Source organism: Allokutzneria multivorans, assembly GCF_039537405.1.
Taxonomy (GTDB): domain Bacteria; phylum Actinomycetota; class Actinomycetes; order Mycobacteriales; family Pseudonocardiaceae; genus Allokutzneria; species Allokutzneria multivorans.
This window is the reverse complement of the sequence record NZ_BAABAL010000006.1, coordinates 342,912-366,818: the sequence shown is the minus strand read 5'-3', so window position 1 is coordinate 366,818 and position 23,907 is coordinate 342,912. Positions and strand designations below refer to the sequence as shown.

The following is a 23,907-nucleotide window of genomic DNA, read 5'->3' as shown; positions in this document are numbered from 1 at the left end:
CATGCCGGACTACGAGGTCGAAGCCGCGCACTACGACTCGACCCGCGGCGGTGAGCCCCGTGCTCGTGCCGCCGCCTCCGCTGTTGAACGACTGCTTCCGCCCGGCCCGGTGCTCGACGTCGCGGTGGGCACGGGGATCGTGGCCGCTGCGATGACTCGCCAGGTAATTGGCGTTGATCTTTCGTTGTCGATGCTGGGGCACGCGACCCAGCGCCTGCCGGGACGGGTCGCCCAGGCCGACGCGCGTCGCCTGCCCGCGCGGTCCTCCAGCGTCTCCGCCGTGACCGCGATCTGGTTGCTGCACCTCATGCCCGACTCGGAGGCTGTGCTGCGCGAGGTCGCTCGGGTGCTCCGGCCCGGCGGTGTTTTCGTGTGCACTGTGGACAAACGCGCCGCGCACCGGTTGGCGGAGGGCAACATCGCGATGCCCGGTGCGCGAGATGAACGCGCCCGCGTCGAGTCCTTGGGGGCGCGGTACGGGCTCTCCGTGTGCGGCGAGGGCTCCTTCGTGGGCCACGGCCAGGACTTCGAGCCGGTGTTCCCGTTGCTCGCACTGACGAAGGGCTAGCTCGCGTCGGTTCGCTGGTCTTCAAGTAAACCAAACCCCGCTTTCGATCATCGCTAACCGCTACGAACCCTGGCGGGGTTGGGGGCGGTTGAAGACGGTTGCGGGTGGGGTTTGTGGGTCTTGAAGACTGGTGGACCCGGGTGGCGGAGGGCTAGTGGAAGACCACGGTTCGGTTGCCGTGCACCAGGACGCGGTCCTCGACGTGCCAGCGGAGGCCGCGCGCGAGCACGACCTTCTCGATGTCGCGGCCCTTGCGGACCATGTCACCGCTGCTGTCGGTGTGGTCGACGCGCACGATGTCCTGCTCGATGATCGGCCCGGCGTCGAGCTCGGCGGTGACGTAGTGGCAGGTCGCGCCGACGAGCTTCACGCCGCGCGCGTACGCCTGGTGGTAGGGGCGCGCGCCGATGAAGGACGGCAGGAAGCTGTGGTGGATGTTGAGCGCCTTGCCCGCCCACGCCGCGCACAGCTCCGGCGGCAGGACCTGCATGAACCGCGCCAGCACCACGGCGTCGGGGTGGTGCGAGTCGACGATCTGACGGATCTGGTTGAAGGCCGCCTGCTTGCCGTCGGGGTTCTGGCCGGGGCCGGGGAAGGGCACGTGGTGGAACGGGATGCCGTGCGCCCTGGTGATGTTGGCGAGGTCCGCGTGGTTGCCGATCACGGCGCGCACGTCCACGTCCAGCTCGCCGGAGGCGACGCGGCCGAGCAGGTCGTAGAGGCAGTGCCCGGCCTTGGACACCAGCAGCACCACGCGGCGCGGCACTCCGGTGTCGCTCACCCGCCAGTCGGTGCGGCTGCCCAGCTCGGCGGCGACTCTGGCGAAGCGCGTGCGCAGCTCGGCGAGGTCGAAGGGCAGTGAGTCGGCGAGGACCTCCTGGCGGGTGAAGAACCAGTTGGTCTCGCGATCGGTGTGGTAAGCCGCTTCCACGATCCAACCGCCGAACTCCGCGAGGAACGTCGAGATCTTGGCGACGATCCCGGAGCGGTCGGGACAGCCGAGGGTGATGACGTAGCGGCGTTCAGGGCTGGACATGGCTGGTCAGTCTGTCAGGCGGTCACGATCGAGCGATGCGCAACCCCGGCTATGGTCGGCGCGTGCGCATCGCTGGCTACAACATCATGAGTGGCGGCTTCGACGGGTACGAGACCACGTCGCCCGTGCCGCAGCGGCTGCCCGAGGTGAAGCTGGCGGTTCAGGAGCTGGGGGCCGATGTCGTCGGGCTCGTCGACACTTTCCGGTGGGACGAGATCTTCACGACCGACGAGATTTGCGAGCACTTCGGCTACAGGTACGCCTTCTGCGTCAACCTGGGCGACGATCGGTTGACGGAGTTGGGGCACAACAACGGTCTCACCCTGTTGAGCAATGTTGAGTTGGAAGACGTCCGCTCAGTTCGGATCGCGACGCGCAACGCGATCTCCGCCCGTGTGCGCGGCGGACTTCGACTCGTGCTCGTCTACCTGGACGACCTCAGCGAGGACGTGCGGGTCTCGCAGGTGAAGGCGCTGGCTCCGGAGATCGACTCCAGCGTTCCGACCGTTGTCGTCGGCGATCTGAACTCGTTCAAGGCCAGCGATCTGCCCGACCTGAGCGGCGTTTACGAGAGCGCCCCGGTGCTCGCCGGAGCGCTGGCGCCGATCGTCGCGGACATGCAACGGGGCGAGGTCGCGGAACTGCTGGAGTCCTTGGGGCTCCAGGATGCGAGCCCGGCCGGGCGCCCGACGTTCCCCACGCAGTTGTTCCCCATCAAGCTCGACGAGCCGGTCCTGCGCCTGGACTACTGCTTCCACACCGCTTCGGCGACCGTGCGGGACTTCTCGGTGCCGAACTCGGAGATCTTCCAGAAGGCGTCGGACCACCTTCCCGTCGTTTTCGACGTGGTGTGAATCAGATAGTCAGATCGAGGGCAGCGCGTCGAACAGTTCGCGCTCACCGGTGACCACTGCGGTGCTCGGACGGTTCCAGATGGCCCGGTAGACCGCGTCCGCCGTCCCCGCGACCACGGCGTCGGCGTGGAGCGCGGGGTCCGCAGTCGGAGTCACCTCGGGCGTCTGGCCGGGGCGCAGCGTCATCGTCCACGCGCGGCCCGCGTCGGCGGCGTGGAACAGGACCGTGCCGCTCGCGGTCGACGAGCTGAAGTTGCCCAGCGGCAACGCGATCAGGCGTTCGTCGACGCCGTCGGCCGCGAACTGGGGATCGAAGATCAGCCGGGAGTCCACGCCGTGCGCGAGGTCCGCGTCCACCCGGTGGATGGCCGTCTCGTGCGCCTGCCGCCGTGCCCACACGCGCACGCTTCCGGGCATCGAAGCGAACATCCAGGTCGGCTTGTCGAGGTCCAGCTCGACGAAGCGGTCCAGCATCGTGGCGGCCACGTCGTCCCACCACACCAGCAGCTCGTCCCACTGCTTCGGTGCGCGTGCGAACTGCGGCGGAGCTGTGATGTCTTGTGCGACAAGGACTTCAGCGGTTCGCGAGTGCACGTTGGCGATGTGCCGCACCAGGTCGAAGACGGTCCAGCCAGGGCAGGGCGGCACCTTCGCGTCCGGGCCGGCCGCCACTGCGGCCTCGCGCAGCGCCACGGCCTGCTCTCGCACGTGATTGACGAAGTCGGCGTGCTCCATGCGCTCGACCCTAGAGGTCGGCGGGGGCGACCGCGGCCCAGTCGACGGTGACCTCACCGAGGCGCCAGCGGCGGTGGTTGTCGCGCACGGGCCAGCCCCGCTCGGCGAACAGCCGGATGGCTTCGGCCCACCTGGCGCGCGGACCGAAGGGCACGAACGGCGCGGCGTTGGCCCAGCAGCTGTCCAGGTCGGAGAGCAGCTCGTGCACGCGCTCGCCGGGCACGTTGCGGTGGATCAGCGACTTCGGCAGCCGCTCGGCCAGCTCGGACGGCACCTCGAGGTCGGAGGGCTTGCAGGCGAAGGTCATCGTCAGCGGCCCGGAGGCGTCCAGCGTGACCCAGCAGCACCGCCTGCCGATCTCGTCGCACGTGCCCTCGACCAGTAGGCCGCCGGGGGCCAGGCCGTCCAGGATCGTGCGCCACGCCTGCTCGGCGTCGGACTCGCTGTACTGGCGCAGCACGTTGAACGCGCGCACCAGGTCGGGCCGCCGCCCGGCCAGCTCGAAGCCGCCGCGCCGGAAGTCCAGCAGCGGCGGGTCGGCGACCGCGGCCCCGGCGGCGACGCGCTCGGCGTCGATCTCCAGGCCGAGCACGCGCAGGTCCGCTCGGACGACGCGAAGGCGCTGCGCCATCTCCACGGTGGTCACCGGCGAGGAGCCGTAGCCGAGGTCGATCACCAGCGGGTCGGCCGCCGCGCGCAGCACCTCGCCGACGCGCGGGTTCGCCGCCATCCAGCGGTCGACGCGGCGCAGCCGGTTGGGGTTGGTGGTGCCCCGGGTCGGCAGGCCGAGCGCACGCGCCCGGCCCGCCGCGAACCGGGGCTTGCGGCGTGCCTGGTTCACGGCTTGCCGGTCAGCCAGCTCAGCGTGAAGGTGTTCTCCGCGTCGAGCAGCTTGCCGATCTGCTCCACGATCGCCTTCTCCACCTTGCCGCCGACGAAGGGCAGCGACACCCGCACCTCCAGCGAGCTGAGCAGCTGCGACCCCGTGCCGCTCGGCCGCAGCTGGAGCGAGCAGTTGATCGAGGCCGGGGCTCCTGGCACCGAGGCGACGACCGTGCCGACGGCGCCCTCCCCGGCGGCGCGCCAGCGCTCGGTGCGCTCGATCACCAGGTCGCCGTTGATCAGCGTGCGGACGAACGAGGGCAGCTTGTCGGCGGGTACGCCCTGTTTGAGCACCGCCTTGCTCTCGCCGTCGGTGCTCTCGTGCGAGAGGAGCTCCGCCTTGCCCCCGCCGACCGCGGCGAGCCGCGCGCGCAGGTAGTCCGCGTCCGTCAGCGCCGCGAGCAGCGCGGGCGCCGGGAACGGGAACTCGTGTGAGGTCTCGGTGCTGGTGGCCACGGCGCGTCAGGCTACCGTTGGCGGCCGTGACCACACCGCCGTCCGCCACCGAAGCCGTCGCGCTCGCCGACCACACGACGCTGCGACTGGGCGGTCCGGCGGCCCGGTTCGTCAACGCGACCACCTCCGCCGAGCTGGTCGAGGTCGTGCGCGCCGCCGACGCGGCCGCGGAACCGCTGCTCGTGCTCGGCGGTGGATCGAACCTGGTGATCGCCGACGAGGGCTTCGACGGCACCGTCGTGCGCATCGGCACATCCGGCAGGCGCATCGACCGGCTCAGCGACGGCCGCGTGCAGCTGACCGTGGAGGCGGGCGAGGACTGGGACGACGTGGTCGCGCACACCGTCGCCAACGACCTCGGCGGCCTGGAGTGCCTCTCCGGCATCCCCGGCCTGGTCGGCGCGACCCCCGTGCAGAACGTCGGCGCGTACGGCGTGGAGATCACCGACGTGCTGGTCTCCGTCGACCTGCTGGACCGCGAGAGCGGCCAGGTGCGCATGGTGCCCGCCGCCGAGCTGGGGCTGGCGTACCGGACGAGCGTGCTCAAGGGCAAGGACAACGCCGTCGTGCTGCGCGCGCGGTTCGCGCTCACCGACGGCGGGCGGTCCGCGCCCATCGCCTACGCCGAGCTGGCGAGGACGCTCGGCGTCGGTGTCGGCGAGCGCGCGCCCGTCGGGGAGGTGCGCAAGGTCGTGCTGGAACTGCGGCGCGGCAAGGGAATGGTGCTCGACCCGGTCGACAACGACACGTGGAGCGCGGGCTCGTTCTTCACCAATCCGATCCTCGCCCAGGGCGAGCTCCCCGGAGTGTTGGAGCGGATCGCCGCCGTGGCGGGGGACGTTCCGGTGCCGAACTTCCCCGCGACCGAGGGGCACGTGAAGCTCTCCGCCGCGTGGCTGATCGAGCGCGCCGGTTTCCGCAAGGGGCACAGCGCCCGCGATGGCCGGGTTTCCTTGTCCACCAAGCACACCCTCGCGCTGACCAACCGGGGCTCCGCGCGCACCGAGGACCTGCTCGCGCTCGCCGCCGAGGTGCGCGACGGCGTCGCCTCCGCCTTCGGCGTCCGGCTGCACCCCGAACCCGTCCTCATCGGCTGCGCGCTCTAGAACCCGTTCTCCTTGCGCGCCACCACGTTCACCGCACTCCTCCTCGGTCCCCTCAGCGCGGACTGAAGTACCCAATGTGGCGTTGGTTTCGTCTGGCGCAACAAATGCCACATTGGGTACGTCGTTGCGGCCGTGCGTAGGGCAAACACCTACGCGGGCGGGGGCCGTTCGGGTGACGTCGTGTGACGATCGTCTAACTGCGCGTGTTTCATGGGATGTGCGGATGCCAGCTCTGACGAGGAGGGCATCATGGCGGGCGACACCCGGGCTTGGCGCAGGGACGAGATCCGACCGGTCAAACGGCGGGTCGAAGACGCTTTTCTCGATCTGCCAGGGGTTGTCGGCGTGGACATCGCGCAGCAGCGCGTCGCGGGGCTGCCGACGGGGCGGCTGGCGATCTCGGTGTCGGTGCTCGACAAGCTCCCCGAGAACCGTGTGGCGGCAAGGAACATCCTGCCGCGCGAGGTGGAGGGCGTTCCGGTCGACGTGGTGCGCGACGACGTCGTGGCGCACACGGCGCTGATGCGCGCGGACTCCGCTCCGGAACCACCGCCCGAGGCGTACTCGACCCTGGTCGGCGGGATCAGCGTCGGTCCGTGCAGGCCGATCCGGCTCGGGCCGCCGCTCGCGCCGGAGTACGGCGAGTACGTCACGGTGGGCACGCTCGGAGTGCTCGTCACCGACCGGCTCGGCAGCGGGGAAGTGCTGGGGCTGACCAGTTTCCACGTCGCGTGCGTCGATGACGGCTGGGCGATCGGCGACGAGCTGACCCATCCGTCCAGAGTGGACGGTGGACGGTGCCCGGACGACGTGTGCGGCAGCCTCGCGCGCGGCGCTCTCTCGTCCAAAGTGGACGCCGCGCTGATCAGGTTCCGCTCCGGCAGCGCCACCGAGCCCGCGATCGTGGGCATCGGTCCGATCACCGGTCACGCGGCGGCGCGCATCGGCGCTCCGGTGCGCAAGCGGGGTCGCAGCACCGGGCTCACGGCGGGCGTCGTGGTGTCGGTGGACGCGACCGTGCAGCTCGACTACGGCGCCGGCCTCGGCGTGCGACGGATGCGCGACCAGGTCCGCGTGGAGGTGGCGGCGGGGCGCTTCGGTGACCGGGGCGACTCCGGGGCCGCCGTCGTCGACCAGTCCGGGCGCGTGATCGGGCTCCACTTCGCGGGTAACCAGGGCGGGACGGTCGGTTACGCCAACCCCATCGAACCCGTGCTCGCCGAGTTGTTCGTGGACGTTTGCACCGGTTGAGGCATCCTTGGGCGGTTCGAGGTGACGACCGTCACACCCGACTGGCGCACCCTCGGCTTCACGCCGAACGTCTTCTGGGAGGTGCACGATCGTGCCCATGGGTAGGTGGAGGTCGATGGACGTGGGTAAGCGGGGAACTCGGGGCGTTGTCGGATTGACGAGCATGGCGCTCGCCGCGGTTCTCTCGCTGGTGGCATGCAGCGGTGAGGGCGCGGCGCCCGCCGTCGAGGCCCCACCCGTCGCCAAGATCGCGATGGACCCCGTCGACGGCGCGAAGGACATCAGCCCGACCGCCCCGGTCAAGGTCACCGTCGCCCAGGGCACGCTGACCGAGGTCACCCTCGCCAACACCGACGGCAAGGCGGTCAAGGGCGAGCTGGCCCCTGACAAGCTGAGCTGGACCAGCACCGAGAAGCTCGCGTTCGAGAAGAGCTACACCTGGACGGGCAAGGCCACCGGGACCGACAACAAGCCGGTCGAGGTCAAGGGCGGTTTCAGCACCCTCAAGGCGGGCAAGCTGATCCGGGCCACGGTGAACCCCACCGACAACGCGGTCGTCGGCATCGCCATGCCGATCAAGGTCGAGTTCGACGCGAAGATCAAGGACAAGGCCGCAGCAGAGAAGGCGCTCGTCGTGGAGACCACGCCCAAGGTCGAGGGCGCGTGGGCCTGGCTCAACGACCGCGAGGTGCACTTCCGGCCGGAGAAGTACTGGCCCGCCAACACCAAGATCAAGGTCCACGCCAACCTCTACGCGGTGCCCTACGGCGACGGCAACTTCGGCCGCGCGGACGTGAGCACGCAGTTCAGCATCGGTCGTGCGCAGATCGTCAAGGCGCACACGCCCTCGCACAAGCTCGTCGTGCAGCGCGACGGCCAGACCGTGGCGACCTACCCGGCCAGCTACGGCAAGGACGGGAACAAGGACCTGAACACGCCCAACGGCACCTACATCGTGATGCAGAAGAACAACGTCGAGAAGATGGACAACCCGAAGTACGGCTACACCAACGTCATGAAGAAGTGGGCCGTCCGGATCTCCAACCACGGCGAGTTCATCCACGAGAACAACGACAACGCGGCGAACATCGGCAGGGCCAACACCTCGCACGGCTGCGCGAACCTGCTGGAAGCCGATGCCAAGAGGTTCTTCGACAGCGCGCTGATCGGCGACCCGGTCGAGGTCACCGGTTCGGCCACCGCCATCGCCCCGCAGTACGACGTCTACGACTGGCAGCTCACCTGGAACCAGTGGCTGTCCAAGTCCGCGCTCCGCTGAGGCTGTCCGCTGATGTGAGATCGGGAACGGGCCCTCGCGGGTGCGGGGGCTCTCCGGGTTCACTGGAGCGGTGCGACTCTCGGAGCTGAGCGGTGCCGGTGGGACCAGGCTGGCCGTGGTCGAGGCCGGGCCGCCCGACGCCCCTCCGGTGGTGCTGCTGCACGGCTGGGCGCAGTCGGCGCGGTGCTGGGACGCCCAGCTCTCCGACGAGCACCTGACCTCCCGCTTCCGCATCATCGCCGCTGACCTGCGCGGGCACGGCTCCTCCTCGGTTCCTGCGGACGGCTACGACCGGTCCGCGAGCTGGGCTGGCGATGTGGCGGCACTGCTCACGCACGCCGGGCGCGACGCGGTGCTCGTCGGCTGGTCCTACGGGGGCCTCGTCATCACCGATTACCTGCGTGAACACGGTTCACAGGCTGTCGCGGGGGTGGCGTTCGTCGGCGCGATCACCGAGCTCGGCCGAGGTCGTGAAGGCGGTCGCACCGGAGCTGTCATGCGCGCCGCGCTCCCCGCCGCGTTGTCCGACGACCCCGCGGTCGCGGTGCCGGCACTCCACGAGTTCATCGACGGCATGACCGTGCTGCCGCTGCCAGGAGAGATCCGCCAGCGCGGGCTCGGAGCCGCGCTGAACACCTCGCCCGCCGTGCGCCACGGGCTGTTCCGCCGGGACGTCGGCAGCGCTGACGTGTTGTCGGGGCTCGATGTGCCCGCGCTCGTCCTGCACGGCCTCGACGACCGCGTGGTCGACCCGGCGGCGGGCCGCTACGCCGCCGACCTCATCCCCGGCGCGGCGACGAGCTGGTACCCGGAGTGCGGGCACCTGCCCTTCGTGGAGCAGGCCGAGCGCTTCTCCGCCGAGCTGGCCGAGTTCGTCGAGCGCTGCCAAGGGGAGTCAGGGGAGTCACTGTGATCAAGCGGATCGCCGTGCTGGCGATGCACACCTCGCCGCTGGAGCAGCCGGGCACCGGGGACGCGGGCGGGATGAACGTCTACGTCGCGCAGACCAGCAGGCACCTCGCCGCCAACGGGGTCGAGGTCGAGGTGTTCACCAGGGCCAACGCCCCCGACCTGCCGCCCGCCGTGGAGATGGTGCCCGGGGTGACCGTGCGGCACGTCCCCGCCGGACCGCCGGAGCTGGACAAGAACGACCTGCCCACCCGTATCGCCGAGTTCGCCTCCGGGGTGGTCGCGGCCGGTCAGGGCAGCTTCGACGCGGTGCACTCGCACTACTGGCTCGCCGGGCAGGCCGGTGTGCGGGCGAAGCGGGCTTGGCGAACACCGCTGGTGCACACCGCGCACACGTTGGCCAAGGTGAAGAACGCCGCGCTCGCCGAGGGGGAGCGCCCCGAGCCGAAGGCGCGCGTGGTCGGCGAGGAGGAGCTGGCCGCCGCCGCTGACCGCCTCGTGGTCAACACCGAGATCGAAGCGGCGCAGGTGCGCGGCCTGTACCGGGCGCGTCCCGAGCAGGTCCTGACGATCCCGCCGGGCGTGGACCTCGACTGCTTCACCCCGGGCGACCGCGCCGCCGCGCGTGCCGAGCTGGGCCTGCCCCTCGACGCGGTGGTCCCGGCCTTCGTCGGGCGCATCCAGCCGTTGAAGGCGCCTGACGTGCTGCTGCGCGCCACCGCTGAGCTGCTGGCCCGCACGCCGTCGCTGCGCGAGCGCATGGTGACCCTCGTGGTCGGTGGGCCGTCCGGCACCGGGCTCGACCAGCCGGAGCTGTTGCAGCGGCTGGCCGTCGAGCTGGGCATCGCCGACGTGGTCCGCTTCCTGGCTCCGCGCTCCGGTGCCGCGCTCGCCCAGGTCTACCGGGCCGCCGACGTGATCGCCGTGCCCAGCCACAGCGAGTCCTTCGGCCTCGTCGCGCTCGAAGCGCAGGCGTGCGGCACCCCGGTCGCGGCCACCGCGGTCGGTGGACTGCCCGTCGCGGTCGCTGACGGCGTGTCCGGGCTGCTCCTGCCCGACCACCGCACCGAGCGCTGGGCGGACGCGCTCGCCGGGATCGCGCTCGACCCGGCGCGGCGCGCGGCCATGTCCGCGGCGGCGGTGCGGCATGCGGCACGCTTCTCCTGGGAACGCACCACGGAGGGGTTGTTGGCCGCCTACGCCGACGCCGCGCGAACGGAGGTCGGGGCATGTCCGTGCAGCAGCTGATCGAATCCACTTTGGACGAACGCGAACTCGCTTGGCAGAGCAAGGAAACGGGCAAGTACTTCGTCACGCTGCCCGGCACGAAGAAGCTCCAGACCAACTGCTGGCTCATCATCGGCCGCGAGGCGCTGCTGATCGAGGCCTTCGTCTGCCGCCAGCCCGACAGCAAGCACGAGGACGTCTACCGGTTCCTGTTGCGCCGCAACGCGAAGCTCTACGGCGTGCACTACACGCTGGACGCCGAGGGGGACATCTACCTCGTCGGCAGGATCGGGCTGCACGCGGTGACCGCCGACGAGCTGGACCGGCTGCTCGGCCAGGTCCTCGAAGCGGCCGACGGGGACTTCAACAGCCTCCTGGAAATCGGTTTCGCGGACGCGATCCGGCGGGAGTGGGACTGGCGGGTCTCCCGGGGCGAGTCCCTCGCCAACCTGAAGTCCTTCAAGCACCTGGTCGGAGACGCCGAGTCCCAATCGTGATGCTGGTGGACGAACGCGGCGGAGGTCGGTTTCCGTCTCCGGGGCATGCCGTCATCCAACTCGACTCGACGTCTCGGCACCGCGGTCGGTGCCGTGCTCGCACTGGGCTTACTGGCCGGATGTGGTTCCGGCGCACTGTCTTCCGGTGAGGCGCAGAGCGCGCACGACCTCGCCGCGCCCGTCCCCGCCGATGGCAGTCTCAGCAAGCGGGGCGCGGGTGAGGTGGCGGGTGTCGCCCCCAACGCGCCGGTCCCGCCGGACCAGAAGATCGATCCGCTCTCGATCTCCCCGGAGCGCCAGCTGATCCGCACCGCGCGCCTGGAGCTGAGCGCCGCCGACGTCACGGGCGTGGTCGGGCGCGGCAAGGAGGCGGCGACCAGGGCGGGTGGCTTCGCAGGTGCGGAGGAGACCAGGGAGACCCGCGCGACGCTGACCCTGCGCGTGCCCGCGGACAAGTTGGACGCCGTGCTCGACGAGCTGACCAAGCTCGGCACCGTGAACGTGCGCGACGTGCGCTCCACCGATGTCACCGACCAGCTCGTGGACACGCAGAGCCGCATCACCTCGCAGCGGGCCAGCGTGGAGCGCGTGCGGGCGTTGCTGGCGCGTGCCAACACCGTCGGCGAGATCGTCCAGGTCGAGGGCGAGCTGAACCGCAGGCAGGCCGATCTCGAAGCGCTGCAACGGCGTCTGGAGTCGATGTCCAACCAGGTGGCCATGTCCACGGTGACGCTCACCGTCCTCAGGACCGGCGCTCCGCCCGCCAAGGCCGACAGCGGGTTCCTCGCCGGTCTGGCGAGTGGCTGGAACGCCTTGCTGGCCTTCGGTTCCGGGCTGCTGACCGCGATCGGGGCCGTGCTGCCGTTCGCCGTGGTGATCGCGATTCCCGTGCTGGCGCTGGTGATCTGGCTGCGCCGCAGGAAGGCCGCCCCGGTCATCGCCACCGAGGAGTGAGGGGGACGGTGGAGCGGCTCGGGAGAGAGAGGGAGTCGCGAGCTCGAGCCGCTCCACGCGTGTCCCCGGCCGGTCGCGCAGGTGGGGGGCACCTGGGCGGTGTTCCGGGCGGGCCGCGGTTCGACGGGGGATGCGAACCGCGCGACGCCTCACCGGATCGGGGAATGCGTGGGAGCCGACCGGCGAGGTGCTGCCAACTTGGCAGACACGACCGGGCGATCACAAGCCTGGCCCGTTACTCCATTCGAGTGTAGTTAGTCATGCGAAGTAACGGAAAGATATCGGGTTCCTGCAGGTGGCGGATGCCTTGACCCTGGGTTGTGAAGCCGGTCACGATGGGGCGCCGCCACCTGGGCAACCACCCGACGGAGGGACGTTCATGATCTTCAGGAGCCCGTTCCCCGATGTTGCGATCCCCGACGTGGGCCTGCCGGAGTACCTCTTCGGCGACCTCTCCCAGAGGGACGGCACCGGGCGTGCCGAGCACCCCGCGCTCGTGGACGGCTCCTCCGGCCGCTCGCTGAGCTACGGGGAGCTGGCCGCGATGATCGACAAGGTCGCGGGAGCACTGGCGGCGCGCGGCGTGCGCAAGGGCGACGTGGTCGGGATCTTCAGTCCCAACACGCCCTTCTACGCCGTCGCCTTCCATGGCGTGCTGCGCGCGGGCGCCGTGGCCACCACGGTCAACTCGCTCTACACCGCCGACGAGCTGGCCTCGCAGCTGCGTGACTCCGGCGCGACCGTGCTGATCACCATCTCCGCGTTCCTCGACCGCGCCGAAGCCGCAACCAAGGCCGACGGCGTGCGGGTCTCGGAGATCATCGTGCTGGACGCCGCGCCCGGTCACGCCAGCCTCAGCGACCTGCTCGCCGAGGGCGCGGCACCGCCCGACGTGGTGATCGACCCGGCGACCGACCTGGCGGTGCTGCCGTACTCCTCCGGTACGACCGGGCGGGCCAAGGGCGTGATGCTCACCCACCGCAACCTCGTGGCGAACATCGCGCAGATCTGCGAGCTGATCGAGGTCGGCAGCGAGACCCGGGTCCTCGCGGTGCTGCCGTTCTTCCACATCTACGGCATGCAGGTGACCATGAACGCGGCGCTGCACGTCGGCGCGACCGTCGTGACGATGCCCAAGTTCGACCTGCCCGAGTTCCTGCGGGTGATCGCCGAGCACCGCACCGACCGCGTCTACATCGCCCCGCCCGTCGCGGTGGCGCTGGCCAAGCACCCGATCGTCGACTCCTACGACCTGTCGCCGATGAAGGTGCTCTTCTCCGGCGCCGCCCCGCTGGACGAGGAGCTGGCCGCAGCGGTGAAGGCGCGGCTGGGCTGCACGATCCGCCAGGGCTACGGGATGACCGAGATGAGCCCGGTCAGCCACATGATCCCGGACGTGCGCGAGGACATCGCGATCGGAACGGTCGGCCTGATCATCCCGAACATGGAGTGCAAGCTGATCGACCCCGCCACCGGCGATGAGGTCGGCACCGGCGTGCCCGGCGAGCTGTTGTGCAAGGGCCCCAACGTGATGGTGGGCTACCTGAACAACAAGGAGGCCACAGACTCCACTGTGGACGCCGACGGCTACCTGCACACCGGCGACGTGGCGGTGATCGACGAGAACGGCGTGGTGTCGATCGTCGACCGGGTCAAGGAGCTGATCAAGTACAAGGGCTACCAGGTGCCGCCCGCCGAGCTGGAGGCGTTGCTGCTGACCAATCCGCTCATCGCCGACGCCGCCGTGATCGGCGTGATCGACGAGGAGGGCGAGGAGGTGCCCAAGGCCTTCGTCGTCCGGCAGCAGGGCGCCGACCTCGACGAGGCGGCGGTGCGGGCCTTCGTCGCCGAGCGCGTGGCGCCGTACAAGAAGGTCAGGGTCGTGGAATTCCTCGAAGCGATCCCGAAATCGGCCAGCGGCAAGATCCTCCGGAAGGACCTCCGCGCCCGCGAGAAGGCCTAGCCCCTGTCCCACGCGGCCTCGCGAATGCCGCGTTTGGTGCGCTGAACTCCCTGAATGACTCATTCAGGGAGTTCAGGTACCTGAATGAGTCATTCAGCGCGTTGAGGGTCCTGAATGAGTCATTCAGGAACTGAACTTCACGCTCTGGTAGCCGTTGGGCACGAAGGTGGAGCTGCCGGGCGGGACAGTGGTCGCAACGCCGGTGCACTGGGCGGTGGAGTACACGAGCGCGGTCGCGTTCGTGCGGTTGTTCGCGCGGACGCCCTCCTGGGACAGGGAGAAGCACTTGAACGCGGGCGGGTTCTGGATCACGTAGGACTGACCGGTCGCGGTGAGAGCGGTGAACTGACCCGTTGCCGCCTGCGCGGTCAGCGGGGCGAGCAGGGAGAGCGCCGCGGCTGCTCCGGCGGCGGCGAGAACGGTCAGGCTTCTGGACACGGTGACCCCCAAGGTTTTCGTGACAGGACGGAACCTGGTGCTTACCGGTGAACCCCGTCGCGCGTCTCGTGCTTCACCCGATGCTGAAGCACGCCAACGTTCGCCTTGGCGTTCGCCGTCCACAGGGCTCGGCTGGACGGCCGATTCGGGTTAGGTTCTCGTGACATGTCCACGCCAGCAGCCGAGCGCCCGCAGCGCGGCGGCCGACCGCGCAACGCCGCCATCGACGGCCAGGTCCTCTCCGCCGCGGTGGACCTGGTGGTCGACAAGGGGATGGCCGGGTTCTCCATCGAACGCCTCGCCGCGCACACCGGGATCGCCAAGACCACGATCTACCGCAGGTGGAAGTCCGGGGACGAGCTGCTCCAGGACGCGCTCGCCTCGTTGCACTTCATCCACCAGGAGTTCGAGGAGGGGCCGCTGGAGCCGGTCCTCGTCGAGCGGGTCTGGCAGCTCTACCGCAGCATGATCGACACCCGGGCGGGCAAGCTGGTCGCCGAGCTGGTCCCCGACATCCACCGCCGCCCCGAGCTGTTCGAGGTCTACTGGACCCAGGTGGTCCGCCCCGGTCGCGCCGCGATGGTGGAGCGGCTGCGGCGGGCGGTGGCCGAGGGCGAGCTGCTGGCGGGCACCGACCCGGAGTTCCTGGTCGAGATGCTGATCGGGCCCGCGCTCTCCGGCGCGCTGTTCCTGCCGGGGGCGATGACCGAGGAGCAGTCGGCCTTCCACGTGCGCACCGTCCTCGCCGGACTCTGTCCTAACACGAAAGAGTGATCTGGCAGGCTTGACGCCATGACAGCGACCCTGGTTCTGCTCCGCCACGGTGAGAGCGTCTGGAACGCCGAGAACCTGTTCACCGGCTGGGTGGACGTGCCGTTGTCGGAGAAGGGGGTGGTCGAGGCCAAGCGCGGCGGCAAGCTGCTCAGCGAGGCCAAGCTCCTGCCCGACGTGGTGCACACCTCGCTGCTGCGGCGCGCGATCTCCACCGCCAACCTCGCGCTCGACGGCTGCGACCGGCACTGGATCGACGTCCGCCGCGACTGGCGGCTCAACGAGCGGCACTACGGCGCGCTCCAGGGCAAGGACAAGAAGCAGACCCTGGAGGCCTACGGCGAGGAGCAGTTCATGCTCTGGCGCCGCTCCTACGACACGCCGCCGCCGGAGATCGAGCTGGGCAGCACCTACTCCCAGGACGAGGACCCGCGCTACGCCGGGCTCGGCTCCGACCTGCCGCGCACCGAGTGCCTCAAGGACGTCGGCATCCGCATGCTGCCGTACTGGGAGAAGGCGATCGTGCCCGACCTGCGCGCGGGCAAGGTCGTCCTGGTGGCCGCGCACGGCAACTCGCTGCGCGCGCTGGTGAAGCACCTCGACGGCATCTCCGACGAGGCCATCGCGGGGCTGAACATCCCCACCGGCATCCCGCTGCGCTACGACCTCGACGAGGACCTCAAGCCGGTGAAGGCGGGCGGGACCTACCTCGACCCCGAGGCAGCGGCGGGCGCGATCAAGGCCGTCGCGAACCAGGGTCGATAACCGTTCGGTGAACGGTGCGAGACCTGTTGTTGAACAACGCCTCGAACAGGTGTCACAGGCGTCACGTATAGCCGTCTGGGAGTAGTCCAACCGCCCGGACCAGTGCTTACGATGCGCCCGTGACCGCTTCGGGCTGCATCGCCCTGCTGATCGGTGTGCTGCTGGTCGGCGCGGGGGTCGGCTTTGTCTCCGGGCGCGCCGCCGGTCGGCGCGCCCGGAACCGACCCGCCGAGCTGACCGTGGCCGATCTCGTGCAACGCGTCGTGCACTCCTCGCACAACGGGGTGGCGGTCATCAACCGCTTCGGCGCGGTCGTCGTGCACAACCCGCGCTCGGTCGAGCTCGGGTTCGTCAGGGACAACCGCCCCGACCTCCGCGCCGAGAAGGCGGCGGAGCGGGCAATCGCCACCGGCGAGCCCGTCGAGGTCGACCTCACCCCGCTGGACAACCGCGTCGGCCGCCAGCCCGCCGCCGTGCTCGCCGAGGTCCGCCCGCTCGGGGACGGTTTCGCCGTCGTCGACGCCGCCGACCAGTCCGAGGCGGTCCGCCTCGAAGCCACCCGCCGCGACTTCGTCGCCAACGTCAGCCACGAGCTGAAGACGCCGGTCGGCGCGCTCGCGCTGCTGGCGGAGGCCGTGCTCGACGCGGTGGACGACCCGGTCGAGGTGCGCAGGTTCAGCGGCAAGATCCTCCGCGAGGCCACCCGGCTCGGCACCCTGGTCACCGAGCTGATCGCGCTGTCCCGGCTGACCGGCGCCGAGGCGCTGCCGGAGCTGGAGGTGCTGGAGGTCGACGACGTCGTCGACGAGGCGCTGGGCCGCTCCCGGCTGGCCGCCGAGTCCGCGGGCATCGAGATCACCGTGGACCAGCCGAGCGGGCTGCTCGTCGACGGCGACCGCACGCTGCTGGTGACCGCGCTGACCAACCTGATCGACAACGCCGTGTCCTACTCGGAGCCGGACAGCCCGGTCTCGGTCAGCCGCCGCTTCGCCGACGGGACCGTGGAGATCGCTGTCACCGACCGGGGGACCGGCATCGCCCCGGAACACCAGCAGCGCGTCTTCGAGCGCTTCTACCGGGCCGACCCGGCCCGCTCCAGGGCGACCGGGGGCACCGGCCTCGGCCTGGCCATCGTCAAGCACGTCGCCGCCAACCACGGCGGTGAGGTGCGGTTGTGGAGCAAACCGGGCACCGGTTCCACCTTCACCCTCCGCATCCCGGCACACCGGGTCGCGGAGGCCGCGCCCGCGGCGGTGATGTCGGAAGACCCCGCGCCACTCGCAGTCGTCGAATCCGGAGGAGTCTCGTGACCAGGGTGCTCATCGTCGAGGACGAGGAGTCCTTCGCCGACCCGCTCGCCTTCCTGCTGCGCAAGGAGGGCTTCGCCACCGCCGTCGCCACGACCGGCCAGGAGGCGCTCGAGGAGTTCGACCGCAACGGCGCCGACATCGTGCTGCTGGACCTGATGCTGCCCGGGATGAGCGGGACCGACGTCTGCCGCGCGCTGCGGCTGCGCTCCTCGGTCCCGGTGATCATGGTCACGGCGCGGGACAGCGAGATCGACAAGGTGGTCGGCCTCGAACTGGGCGCCGACGACTACGTCACCAAGCCGTACTCGGCGCGGGAGCTGATCGCCCGCGTCCGCGCGGTGCTGCGCAGGGGCGCCGACAACGCGATGGATTCCGACCTCGCGCCGCAGGTGCTGGAGGCGGGCGTGGTGCGGATGGACGTGGAGCGGCACGTGGTCACGGTCTCCGGCACGGAGGTCAGCCTGCCGCTCAAGGAGTTCGACCTGCTGGAGTACCTGCTGCGCAACGTCGGCAGGGTGCTCACGCGCGGTCAGCTCATCGACCGGGTGTGGGGCGCGGACTACGTCGGCGACACCAAGACGCTGGACGTGCACGTGAAGCGGCTGCGTTCCAAGATCGAACCGGACCCCTCGCTGCCCCGGTACCTGGTCACGGTCCGTGGGCTGGGCTACAAGTTCGAGTCGTAGGCTGTTGATCACGCGTCCGGGGCCGCGCGCCCCGGACGCCGTTCACCCGCGCCCGGACCGGGCCGATGGCCACCGCGCTCCCGACCGGCGGGTAGCCTTGTCTCCGTGCGCCTAGGGGTGCTTGACGTCGGGTCCAACACCGTCCACCTGTTGGTGGTGGACGCGCATCGTGGTGCCCACCCGACGCCGATGCGGTCGGAGAAGGCGGTCCTGCGGCTCGCCGAGCAGATCACCGACGGTGACCGGCTCAGCGACGAGGGCGCGGAGCTGTTGGTGGACGCCGTCGCGCACGCCCGCGACTCCGCCGTCGGGTTCGGCTGCGCCGAGCTGATGGCCTTCGCCACCTCGGCCGTGCGCGAGGCGAGCAACTCCGCCGACGTGCTCGCGCTGGTGCACGAGCGCACCGGCGTCGAGCTGAAGGTCCTCTCCGGCGAGGACGAGGCCCGCTACACCTTCCTGGCGGTGCGCCGCTGGTACGGCTGGTCAGCGGGCAACACGGTGGTGCTCGACATCGGCGGCGGCTCGCTGGAGATCGCCGTCGGCATCGACGAGGACCCCGATCTCGCGCTGTCGCTGCCCTTCGGCGCGGGCAGGCTGACCAGGACCCGCTTCGCCTCCGACCCGCCGACCAAGCGCGAGGTCCGCGAGCTGCGCGAGCGGCTGGACGCCGAACTGGCCCCGGTCTCCCGGCGGCTGCGCAAGATCGGGCCGCCGGATCACGCGGTGGCCACCTCGAAGACCTTTCGCACCCTGGCGAGGCTGACCGGTGCCGCGCCGTCCTCCGCGGGCCCCATGGCCCGCAGGACGCTGACGGACGCGGGGCTGCGCCAGCTGATCGCTTTCATCTCCCGCATGTCAGCAGCTGACCTGGCCGAGCTGGAGGGCGTCAGCCACAGCAGGGCGCACCAGCTGGTCGCGGGCGCACTGGTCGCGGAGGCCGCAATGCGAGCGTTGTCGCTGGCCGAGCTGGAGATCTGCCCGTGGGCGCTGCGCGAGGGAGTGATCTTGAGACGGCTGGACCAGACGGAGGAAGCAGTCCAGACTGCTCCGGCAGTGAACGGCTCGATCGATCAGCTTTCGGGTCGGCAGGATCACAGTTCTGGACGGACAGGCCGGTACGGGGCACGGTGGACTCAATGAGCAAGAACAGCGAGTCGGAGCACGACGACGGTCAGAAGACCGTCGCGGAGCTGCTCGCCCAGTACGGGGCCGACGGACCGCCGACGGCGCGACGCAGGCGCAGGCGGCCCGACGACGACGTCAACGAGACGGCGCCGCAGGCGATCATCAACCGGATCCTCACGGACTCCGGTCAGATGCGCGCCATCCGCGACGACGGTCAACCGCAGCAGGGGCAGCAGCCGCACCAGGGGCAACCGCAGCAACCGCAGCAGCGCCCGCCCGCCGGGCCCGGACAGGGCACCGGTCGCTTCGCCGCGCCGCCGCCCCAGCAGCCCGCGCCGCAGCGCTTCGAGCCCAGCCCGCAGGCCGGGGGCCCGCCGCACACCTCGGGTCGCTTCGCCGCACCCCCGCCGAACACCGGAGCCCACCCGGTGCCCGGGACCGGCGCGCACCCGATGCCGCCGCAGGGCACGGGGCAGCACCCGGCTCCGCAGGGCACGGGCTCGCACCTGGCCCCGCCGCCCGGCACCCCCGACGCGGACGTGACCGCGCAGTACCCGGCGATCAGCGGCGACTACCCGCCGCCGGGGACTCCCGGTGGCCAGCGACTGGTGCCGCGACCGAACCCGGCCGCGCAGACCTCGCAGGCCCTCCCCGTGCCGCCGCCCGGCGCCGCGGCGGGCGAGCCGGTCACCGAGCAGTTCCCCAGGATCACCGATGACGCCGCGCCCACCCAGGTCGGCGCGACGCCTCCGCTCACCGGCGCGGCCCCCGCGGGCCTCGACGGCGATCACGACTGGTTCGGCAACACCGGGCAGCAGCCGTACGCGGCGCTGCGCAGCGGCCGTCCCGCCGAGGAGGACTACCCGACCAGCCAGGCCCCCGCGGTCGTCGACGACGAGCGCGAGGACGAGCTGGAGGAGGACGACGAGGCCCGTCCGGACGCCGAGGCGGACGAGGACGACGCCGAGCGCGCCGAGTCCGACGAGGACGAGTACGACGAGTACGACGAGGACGAGCCGTCTCCGGCCAAGGAGTGGCTGGTCATGCTCGCGCAGCTCGGCGGCGGCCTGGTCGGCGGCGCCGGGCTCTGGATCGGGTTCCAGTTCCTGTGGAGCTGGATGGCCCCGGTCGCGCTGTTCGTCGCGCTCGCGGTGATCGGCGGCATGGTGTGGCTGGTCCGCAAGATCCGCAAGGCCGACGACCTCCAGACGATCGTGCTCACCGTGCTGGTCGGCCTGGTGGTGACCATCTCACCGGCGGCGCTGCTGCTGGTGAACCGTTGATCCCGGTCGGACTCTCCACGGCGGCGGTCTGGCCGCAGCCCGCCGCCGCCGCGTTCGAGTACGCCAAGGAGCTGGGCTACGACGGCGTCGAGGTGATGGTCTGGGCCGACCCGGTCAGCCAGGACGTCAGCGCGCTGCGCAGGCTCTCCGACATGCACGGGGTTCCCGTGCTGGCCGTGCACGCGCCCTGCCTGCTGATCACCCAGCGGATCTGGTCGCCCGACCCGGAGGTGCGGTTGCGCCGCGCCGTCGCGGCGGCCGCGGCGCTGGACGCCCCGACGACGGTGGTGCACCCGCCGTTCAAGTGGCAGCGCAAGTACGCCGACTCCTTCCCGCAGCTGGTCGCGGAGCTGGAGCGGGTGACGGAGGTGGCGGTCGCGGTGGAGAACATGTTCCCGCTGCGCCCGCTCGGCAGGAAGCGCCAGCTGCGCCTGTCCGGCTACCGGCCCTCCTACGACCCCACCGACATCGGCTACGCGAACTACACGCTCGACCTGTCGCACACCGCCGCCGCCCACGTGGACGCGCTGGAGCTGGCCAAGCGGATGGGATCCGGGCTGCGGCACATCCACCTCGCCGACGGCACCGGGGCGCCCACCGACGAGCACCTCGTGCCGGGGCGCGGCAACCAGCCGTGCGCGCAGCTGTGCGAAGAGCTGGCGCGCAACGGTTTCGACGGCCAGGTGGTGCTGGAGGTCAGCACCCGCAAGGCCACCAGCCGCGAGCAGCGGGTCAGCGATCTGGCCGAGGCGCTGCTGTTCGCGCGGTTGCACCTCGGGCAGAACCCGCGCCTCGATCCGGCTTGATCGACTTTCTCGTTGCGGAGATGTGTCCGCCGCAGGCTTTTCGATCTTGTTGCTGACGTACAGTTCCGCCCGTGAATCCGTTGCGCTCGTTGATCCTCGCCGCCGCGGGCAACGACGCCGTCCAGCGAATGGTGTCGACCGCCCCGCTCAGTCGCGGTGTGGTCGACCGGTTCGTGGCGGGCGAGGGCACCGACGACGCCGTCGCGGTCACCACCGCGCTGGCGCGGGACGGGCTCGCGGTGACGCTGGACTACCTCGGCGAGCACACGACCGATCGCGAGCTGGCCGATCGCACGGTGCGGGCGTACCTGGACCTGCTGGACAGCCTGCACGCGGCGGGGCTTTCGGGCTCCGCCGAGGTGAGCGTGAAGCTCTCCGCCGTCGGCCAGGCCTTCGACGAGGGACTGGCGCTGGCCAACGCCTCGCGCATCTGCGCGGCGGCGGAGCAGTGCGGCACCACGGTGACGCTGGACATGGAGGACCACACCACCACCGACTCCACCCTGGGCGTGCTCGCGGAGCTGCGCAGGACCTGGCCGTCGGTGGGCGCGGTGCTCCAGGCGTACCTGCGCCGGACGCCCGGCGACTGCCGGGACCTCGCCGGCTCGCGGGTGCGGCTGTGCAAGGGCGCCTACGCGGAGCCGGAGTCGGTGGCCTTCACCGACCCGCACGAGGTGGACCTGAACTACGTGCGCTGCGCGAACGTCCTCCTCGAAGGGGAGGGCTACCCCATGTTCGCCACGCACGACCCCCGGCTCGTGTCGATCATCGGCGAGCGGGCGAAGTGGTACGACCGCGCTCCGGGCAGCTACGAGCACCAGATGCTCTTCGGAGTACGACCGGACGAACAACGGCGCTTGGCCGAGACGGGCGAGACGATGCGGGTTTATGTGCCCTACGGCGGGCAGTGGTACGGCTACCTGATGCGGCGGCTGGCCGAGCGCCCCGCCAACACCACCTTCTTCCTGCGCTCCCTGGTCGGTACCTCATGAGACTGCGCACGGACCCGGTGCGGGTCACCCCCTTCGCCATCGCCACCACCGTGCGGCCGATGGGCGACGGCAGCTTCACCGGCGAGCTGGCCGCCGACTGGACGATCGGCGGCAAACCGCACGGCGGCTACCTGCTCGCGCTGATCGCCAGGACGGCGCTCGCCGCGGTGGACCCGGGCGGCACGGGCGGACTCGACCCGCTCAGCGTCAGCGCGGACTTCCTGCACACCCCCGAGCTCGGTCCGGTCCTGGTGCGGACCACGGTCGCCAAGGCGGGGCGCACGGTCACCGTCGTGCAGGCCGAGCTGTTGCAGCGCGGCAGGACCTGCGTGCACGCCATGATCACCGTCGGCAGGCTGCCCGACGCCGTGCCCGCGTGGTCGGATCTGCCCGACCTCCCCGCCGAGCCCCCGGCGCGCGCCATCGACGTCGGTGCCACGGACGCGGCGAAGACCTTCCGGATGTCCAAGGCCTGCCAGGTCATGCTCGACCCCGACGGCGCTGGCTTCCTCAACGGCAACATCGGCGACCCGCTGCGCCTGCGCCTGTGGGTGCGCCCGCGCGACGGCCAGCCCGACCCGCTGTTCGCCCTGGTCGCCGGGGACATCTCGATGCCGGTGACGTTCAACCTCGGCAGGCTCAGCTGGTCGCCGACCGTGCAGCTCACGGCTCTGCTGCGCTCCCGCCCCAGCACGGGCTGGCTGCGCTTGCAGGTCGACTCCCGCGCGGTGCTCGGCCAGTGGTTCGACGAGGACGCCACGGTGATCGACTCCTCCGGCAAGCTCGTCTGCCAGGCCCGGCAACTCGCTCTGACCAGCGCAGGGTGAAGCCCTAGGGTTGTCAGCCATGACGACCATCGCGGTACTGGGTGCGGGGAAGATCGGTGAGGCGCTGCTGTCCGGGCTGCTGGCCTCCGGGCACCCGTGCGCCGAGCTGATGTTCACCGAACGCCACCCGGAGCGCTCCGCCGAGCTGACCCGCCGCTACGGCGTGCGCGGGGTCGAGGTGGCCGAGGCCGCCAAGTTGGCCGACGCGCTCGTGGTCGCGGTCAAGCCGCAGGACATCGAGCCGCTGCTGGAGGAGCTGAACGGCTCGCTGTCCTCCGGCGCGCTCGTGGTCTCGCTCTGCGCGGGCCTGCCGACCTCGCTGTTCGAGAGCCGTCTGCCCGAAGGCACTCCGGTGGTCCGCGTCATGCCCAACACCCCGATGGTCGTCGGCGAGGCGATGAGCGCGATCTCGGCGGGGCGGCACGCCTCCCGGGCGCACATGGAGCTGGCCGAGGGCATGCTCGGCGCCGTCGGCAAGGTGGTCCGGGTGCCCGAGGCCCAGCAGGACGCGGTCACCGCGCTCTCCGGCTCCGGCCCCGCGTACTTCTTCTTCCTGGTCGAGGCCATGATCGACGCGGGCATCCTGCTCGGCCTGCCCAGGGCGGTCGCCGCCGATCTGATCATCCAGTCGGCCATCGGCTCGGCGAAGATGCTGCGCGACTCCGGCGAACACCCCGTCGCGCTGCGCGAGGCCGTGACCTCCCCGGCGGGCACCACGATCATGGCGATCCGGGAGCTGGAGAAGCACGGCGTCCGCGCGGCGCTGCTGGCCGCGATCGAGGCGGCGCGCGACCGCTCGGTCGAGCTGGGCCGGGCTCATGAGGGAACTTCCCGCTAGTCGCTTCAGTCACTCCAGCCCGGTTACCCTCAGGGGGAGCGCGTGCGTGTTGAGTTCCGCCGGAGGGGAAGCCGGCGGCGCGCCACGTGGCGATGAAAGATGCGGTGACACATGCCGGCTGGCAGGGAGAAGAAGAACGACAGGCTCGGTCAGGTCCAGTTTCTGACGGTCGCCGAGGTGGCCGACATCATGCGTGTCTCGAAGATGACCGTGTACCGCCTGGTGCACTCGGGTGAGCTGCCCGCCGTGCGCGTGGGCCGTTCGTTCCGGGTCCCGGAGAACGAGGTGCACGCCTACTTGGAGAACGCGTACTACTCGGCTGGATAGCTGACGAGAGGGGCTTCAGCCC

Annotated in this window: 26 protein-coding genes; 21 read left to right on the top strand and 5 right to left on the bottom strand. The window is 70.8% G+C overall.

The annotated features are described in order from the left end of the window. The first annotated feature begins 1 nt into the window (after nucleotide 1). Nucleotides 2-568, top strand: a complete 567-nt coding sequence (locus ABD798_RS11550; protein WP_344874002.1) for a class I SAM-dependent methyltransferase — start codon at nucleotides 2-4, stop codon at nucleotides 566-568. A gap of 151 nt (nucleotides 569-719) precedes the next feature. On the opposite strand, the gene purU is transcribed toward ABD798_RS11550, so the two are convergent. Beyond that, nucleotides 720-1,604 (bottom strand): formyltetrahydrofolate deformylase, encoded by an 885-nt coding sequence (gene purU, locus ABD798_RS11545; RefSeq protein ID WP_344873622.1) that lies wholly within the window; start codon nucleotides 1,602-1,604, stop codon nucleotides 720-722. Nucleotides 1,605-1,666: 62 nt separating this feature from the next. Between purU and ABD798_RS11540 the strand changes: the two genes are divergently transcribed. Next, nucleotides 1,667-2,458 carry an endonuclease/exonuclease/phosphatase family protein gene (locus ABD798_RS11540; protein WP_344873620.1) on the top strand — a complete coding sequence of 264 codons (792 nt, stop codon included), beginning with the start codon at nucleotides 1,667-1,669 and terminating at the stop codon, nucleotides 2,456-2,458. Nucleotides 2,459-2,467: 9 nt separating this feature from the next. On the opposite strand, the gene ABD798_RS11535 is transcribed toward ABD798_RS11540, so the two are convergent. From ABD798_RS11535 to ABD798_RS11525, 3 genes are read right to left on the bottom strand one after another with little or no spacing between them, the layout of a single operon-like run. Continuing rightward, the gene (locus tag ABD798_RS11535; RefSeq protein WP_344873618.1) at nucleotides 2,468-3,193 is read right to left on the bottom strand and encodes a maleylpyruvate isomerase family mycothiol-dependent enzyme; all 726 of its coding nucleotides are present in this window, start codon (nucleotides 3,191-3,193) and stop codon (nucleotides 2,468-2,470) included. Nucleotides 3,194-3,203: 10 nt separating this feature from the next. Next, nucleotides 3,204-4,034, bottom strand: a complete 831-nt coding sequence (locus tag ABD798_RS11530) for a class I SAM-dependent methyltransferase (protein WP_344873616.1) — start codon at nucleotides 4,032-4,034, stop codon at nucleotides 3,204-3,206. Further along, the gene (locus ABD798_RS11525; protein ID WP_344873614.1) at nucleotides 4,031-4,531 is read right to left on the bottom strand and encodes a DUF2505 domain-containing protein; all 501 of its coding nucleotides are present in this window, start codon (nucleotides 4,529-4,531) and stop codon (nucleotides 4,031-4,033) included. The genes ABD798_RS11530 and ABD798_RS11525 overlap by 4 nt, the downstream gene beginning before the upstream one ends. A gap of 26 nt (nucleotides 4,532-4,557) precedes the next feature. On the opposite strand from ABD798_RS11525, the gene ABD798_RS11520 reads away from it, so the two are divergent. From ABD798_RS11520 to ABD798_RS11485, 8 genes are all read left to right on the top strand, one after another. Continuing rightward, nucleotides 4,558-5,637 (top strand): UDP-N-acetylmuramate dehydrogenase, encoded by a 1,080-nt coding sequence (locus tag ABD798_RS11520; protein WP_344873612.1) that lies wholly within the window; start codon nucleotides 4,558-4,560, stop codon nucleotides 5,635-5,637. Between the two features lie 249 nt (nucleotides 5,638-5,886). After that, nucleotides 5,887-6,888, top strand: coding sequence for a chymotrypsin family serine protease (locus tag ABD798_RS11515; protein WP_344873610.1), 1,002 nt, complete (start codon nucleotides 5,887-5,889; stop codon nucleotides 6,886-6,888). 115 nt (nucleotides 6,889-7,003) lie between these two features. Continuing rightward, nucleotides 7,004-8,167, top strand: coding sequence for a L,D-transpeptidase (locus tag ABD798_RS11510; protein WP_344873608.1), 1,164 nt, complete (start codon nucleotides 7,004-7,006; stop codon nucleotides 8,165-8,167). 70 nt (nucleotides 8,168-8,237) lie between these two features. Next, nucleotides 8,238-9,080, top strand: a complete 843-nt coding sequence (locus ABD798_RS11505) for an alpha/beta fold hydrolase (protein ID WP_344873606.1) — start codon at nucleotides 8,238-8,240, stop codon at nucleotides 9,078-9,080. Nucleotides 9,081-9,103: 23 nt separating this feature from the next. Next, the gene (mshA, locus tag ABD798_RS11500) at nucleotides 9,104-10,324 is read left to right on the top strand and encodes a D-inositol-3-phosphate glycosyltransferase (protein WP_425549207.1); all 1,221 of its coding nucleotides are present in this window, start codon (nucleotides 9,104-9,106) and stop codon (nucleotides 10,322-10,324) included. Continuing rightward, nucleotides 10,306-10,800 (top strand): type III secretion system chaperone family protein, encoded by a 495-nt coding sequence (locus tag ABD798_RS11495; protein ID WP_344873604.1) that lies wholly within the window; start codon nucleotides 10,306-10,308, stop codon nucleotides 10,798-10,800. The genes mshA and ABD798_RS11495 overlap by 19 nt, the downstream gene beginning before the upstream one ends. Before the next feature lie 45 nt (nucleotides 10,801-10,845). Next, on the top strand, nucleotides 10,846-11,754 hold the full coding sequence (locus ABD798_RS11490; RefSeq protein ID WP_344873602.1) for a DUF4349 domain-containing protein: 909 nt from the start codon (nucleotides 10,846-10,848) through the stop codon (nucleotides 11,752-11,754). Between the two features lie 379 nt (nucleotides 11,755-12,133). Next, complete coding sequence (locus ABD798_RS11485; RefSeq protein ID WP_344873600.1) at nucleotides 12,134-13,717, top strand: AMP-binding protein; 1,584 nt, start codon at nucleotides 12,134-12,136, stop codon at nucleotides 13,715-13,717. A gap of 123 nt (nucleotides 13,718-13,840) precedes the next feature. On the opposite strand, the gene ABD798_RS11480 is transcribed toward ABD798_RS11485, so the two are convergent. Then, nucleotides 13,841-14,155, bottom strand: a complete 315-nt coding sequence (locus ABD798_RS11480; RefSeq protein WP_344873598.1) for a hypothetical protein — start codon at nucleotides 14,153-14,155, stop codon at nucleotides 13,841-13,843. A gap of 165 nt (nucleotides 14,156-14,320) precedes the next feature. Here ABD798_RS11480 and ABD798_RS11475 point away from each other — a divergent pair, with 165 nt between their 5' ends. The 11 genes from ABD798_RS11475 to ABD798_RS11425 all read left to right on the top strand — a co-directional run bounded on the left by ABD798_RS11475 (nucleotide 14,321) and on the right by ABD798_RS11425 (nucleotide 23,885). After that, nucleotides 14,321-14,929 carry a TetR/AcrR family transcriptional regulator gene (locus ABD798_RS11475; RefSeq protein WP_344873597.1) on the top strand — a complete coding sequence of 203 codons (609 nt, stop codon included), beginning with the start codon at nucleotides 14,321-14,323 and terminating at the stop codon, nucleotides 14,927-14,929. An 18-nt stretch (nucleotides 14,930-14,947) separates the two neighbouring features. Further along, nucleotides 14,948-15,691: a phosphoglyceromutase gene (locus ABD798_RS11470; protein ID WP_344873595.1), complete on the top strand. Its 744-nt coding sequence runs from the start codon at nucleotides 14,948-14,950 to the stop codon at nucleotides 15,689-15,691. A 119-nt stretch (nucleotides 15,692-15,810) separates the two neighbouring features. After that, nucleotides 15,811-17,001: a sensor histidine kinase gene (locus ABD798_RS11465; protein WP_344873593.1), complete on the top strand. Its 1,191-nt coding sequence runs from the start codon at nucleotides 15,811-15,813 to the stop codon at nucleotides 16,999-17,001. After that, entirely contained in the window at nucleotides 16,998-17,687 is a 690-nt protein-coding gene (locus tag ABD798_RS11460; protein WP_344873591.1) for a response regulator, read from the top strand. Before ABD798_RS11465 ends, ABD798_RS11460 begins: the two co-directional genes overlap by 4 nt. 105 nt (nucleotides 17,688-17,792) lie before the next feature. Beyond that, complete coding sequence (locus tag ABD798_RS11455; RefSeq protein WP_344873589.1) at nucleotides 17,793-18,827, top strand: Ppx/GppA family phosphatase; 1,035 nt, start codon at nucleotides 17,793-17,795, stop codon at nucleotides 18,825-18,827. Beyond that, nucleotides 18,824-20,095 carry a hypothetical protein gene (locus ABD798_RS11450; protein WP_344873587.1) on the top strand — a complete coding sequence of 424 codons (1,272 nt, stop codon included), beginning with the start codon at nucleotides 18,824-18,826 and terminating at the stop codon, nucleotides 20,093-20,095. Before ABD798_RS11455 ends, ABD798_RS11450 begins: the two co-directional genes overlap by 4 nt. After that, entirely contained in the window at nucleotides 20,092-20,901 is an 810-nt protein-coding gene (locus tag ABD798_RS11445; protein WP_344873585.1) for a sugar phosphate isomerase/epimerase family protein, read from the top strand. The genes ABD798_RS11450 and ABD798_RS11445 overlap by 4 nt, the downstream gene beginning before the upstream one ends. A gap of 71 nt (nucleotides 20,902-20,972) precedes the next feature. Next, complete coding sequence (locus ABD798_RS11440) at nucleotides 20,973-21,893, top strand: proline dehydrogenase family protein (RefSeq protein WP_344873583.1); 921 nt, start codon at nucleotides 20,973-20,975, stop codon at nucleotides 21,891-21,893. Beyond that, entirely contained in the window at nucleotides 21,890-22,720 is an 831-nt protein-coding gene (locus tag ABD798_RS11435) for a thioesterase family protein (RefSeq protein ID WP_344873581.1), read from the top strand. The genes ABD798_RS11440 and ABD798_RS11435 overlap by 4 nt, the downstream gene beginning before the upstream one ends. Before the next feature lie 19 nt (nucleotides 22,721-22,739). Further along, a complete protein-coding gene (proC, locus tag ABD798_RS11430; protein WP_344873579.1) occupies nucleotides 22,740-23,558 on the top strand; it encodes a pyrroline-5-carboxylate reductase in 819 nt (272 codons plus the stop codon). A 111-nt stretch (nucleotides 23,559-23,669) separates the two neighbouring features. Then, a complete protein-coding gene (locus ABD798_RS11425) occupies nucleotides 23,670-23,885 on the top strand; it encodes a helix-turn-helix domain-containing protein (protein ID WP_344873577.1) in 216 nt (71 codons plus the stop codon). Nucleotides 23,886-23,907: the final 22 nt, after the last annotated feature.

Excerpts from the sequence above, each read along its gene's own strand:
- ABD798_RS11550 (WP_344874002.1), top strand. The coding sequence starts at position 2 with ATGCCGGACTACGAGGTCGAAGCCGCGCACTACGACTCGACCCGCGGC.
- purU (WP_344873622.1), bottom strand. The coding sequence starts at position 1,604 with ATGTCCAGCCCTGAACGCCGCTACGTCATCACCCTCGGCTGTCCCGAC.
- ABD798_RS11535 (WP_344873618.1), bottom strand. The coding sequence starts at position 3,193 with ATGGAGCACGCCGACTTCGTCAATCACGTGCGAGAGCAGGCCGTGGCG.
- ABD798_RS11515 (WP_344873610.1), top strand. The coding sequence starts at position 5,887 with ATGGCGGGCGACACCCGGGCTTGGCGCAGGGACGAGATCCGACCGGTC.
- ABD798_RS11510 (WP_344873608.1), top strand. The coding sequence starts at position 7,004 with ATGGACGTGGGTAAGCGGGGAACTCGGGGCGTTGTCGGATTGACGAGC.
- mshA (WP_425549207.1), top strand. The coding sequence starts at position 9,104 with ATGCACACCTCGCCGCTGGAGCAGCCGGGCACCGGGGACGCGGGCGGG.
- ABD798_RS11495 (WP_344873604.1), top strand. The coding sequence starts at position 10,306 with ATGTCCGTGCAGCAGCTGATCGAATCCACTTTGGACGAACGCGAACTC.
- ABD798_RS11490 (WP_344873602.1), top strand. The coding sequence starts at position 10,846 with ATGCCGTCATCCAACTCGACTCGACGTCTCGGCACCGCGGTCGGTGCC.
- ABD798_RS11485 (WP_344873600.1), top strand. The coding sequence starts at position 12,134 with ATGATCTTCAGGAGCCCGTTCCCCGATGTTGCGATCCCCGACGTGGGC.
- ABD798_RS11475 (WP_344873597.1), top strand. The coding sequence starts at position 14,321 with ATGTCCACGCCAGCAGCCGAGCGCCCGCAGCGCGGCGGCCGACCGCGC.
- ABD798_RS11470 (WP_344873595.1), top strand. The coding sequence starts at position 14,948 with ATGACAGCGACCCTGGTTCTGCTCCGCCACGGTGAGAGCGTCTGGAAC.
- ABD798_RS11450 (WP_344873587.1), top strand. The coding sequence starts at position 18,824 with ATGAGCAAGAACAGCGAGTCGGAGCACGACGACGGTCAGAAGACCGTC.
- ABD798_RS11435 (WP_344873581.1), top strand. The coding sequence starts at position 21,890 with ATGAGACTGCGCACGGACCCGGTGCGGGTCACCCCCTTCGCCATCGCC.
- proC (WP_344873579.1), top strand. The coding sequence starts at position 22,740 with ATGACGACCATCGCGGTACTGGGTGCGGGGAAGATCGGTGAGGCGCTG.
- ABD798_RS11425 (WP_344873577.1), top strand. The coding sequence starts at position 23,670 with ATGCCGGCTGGCAGGGAGAAGAAGAACGACAGGCTCGGTCAGGTCCAG.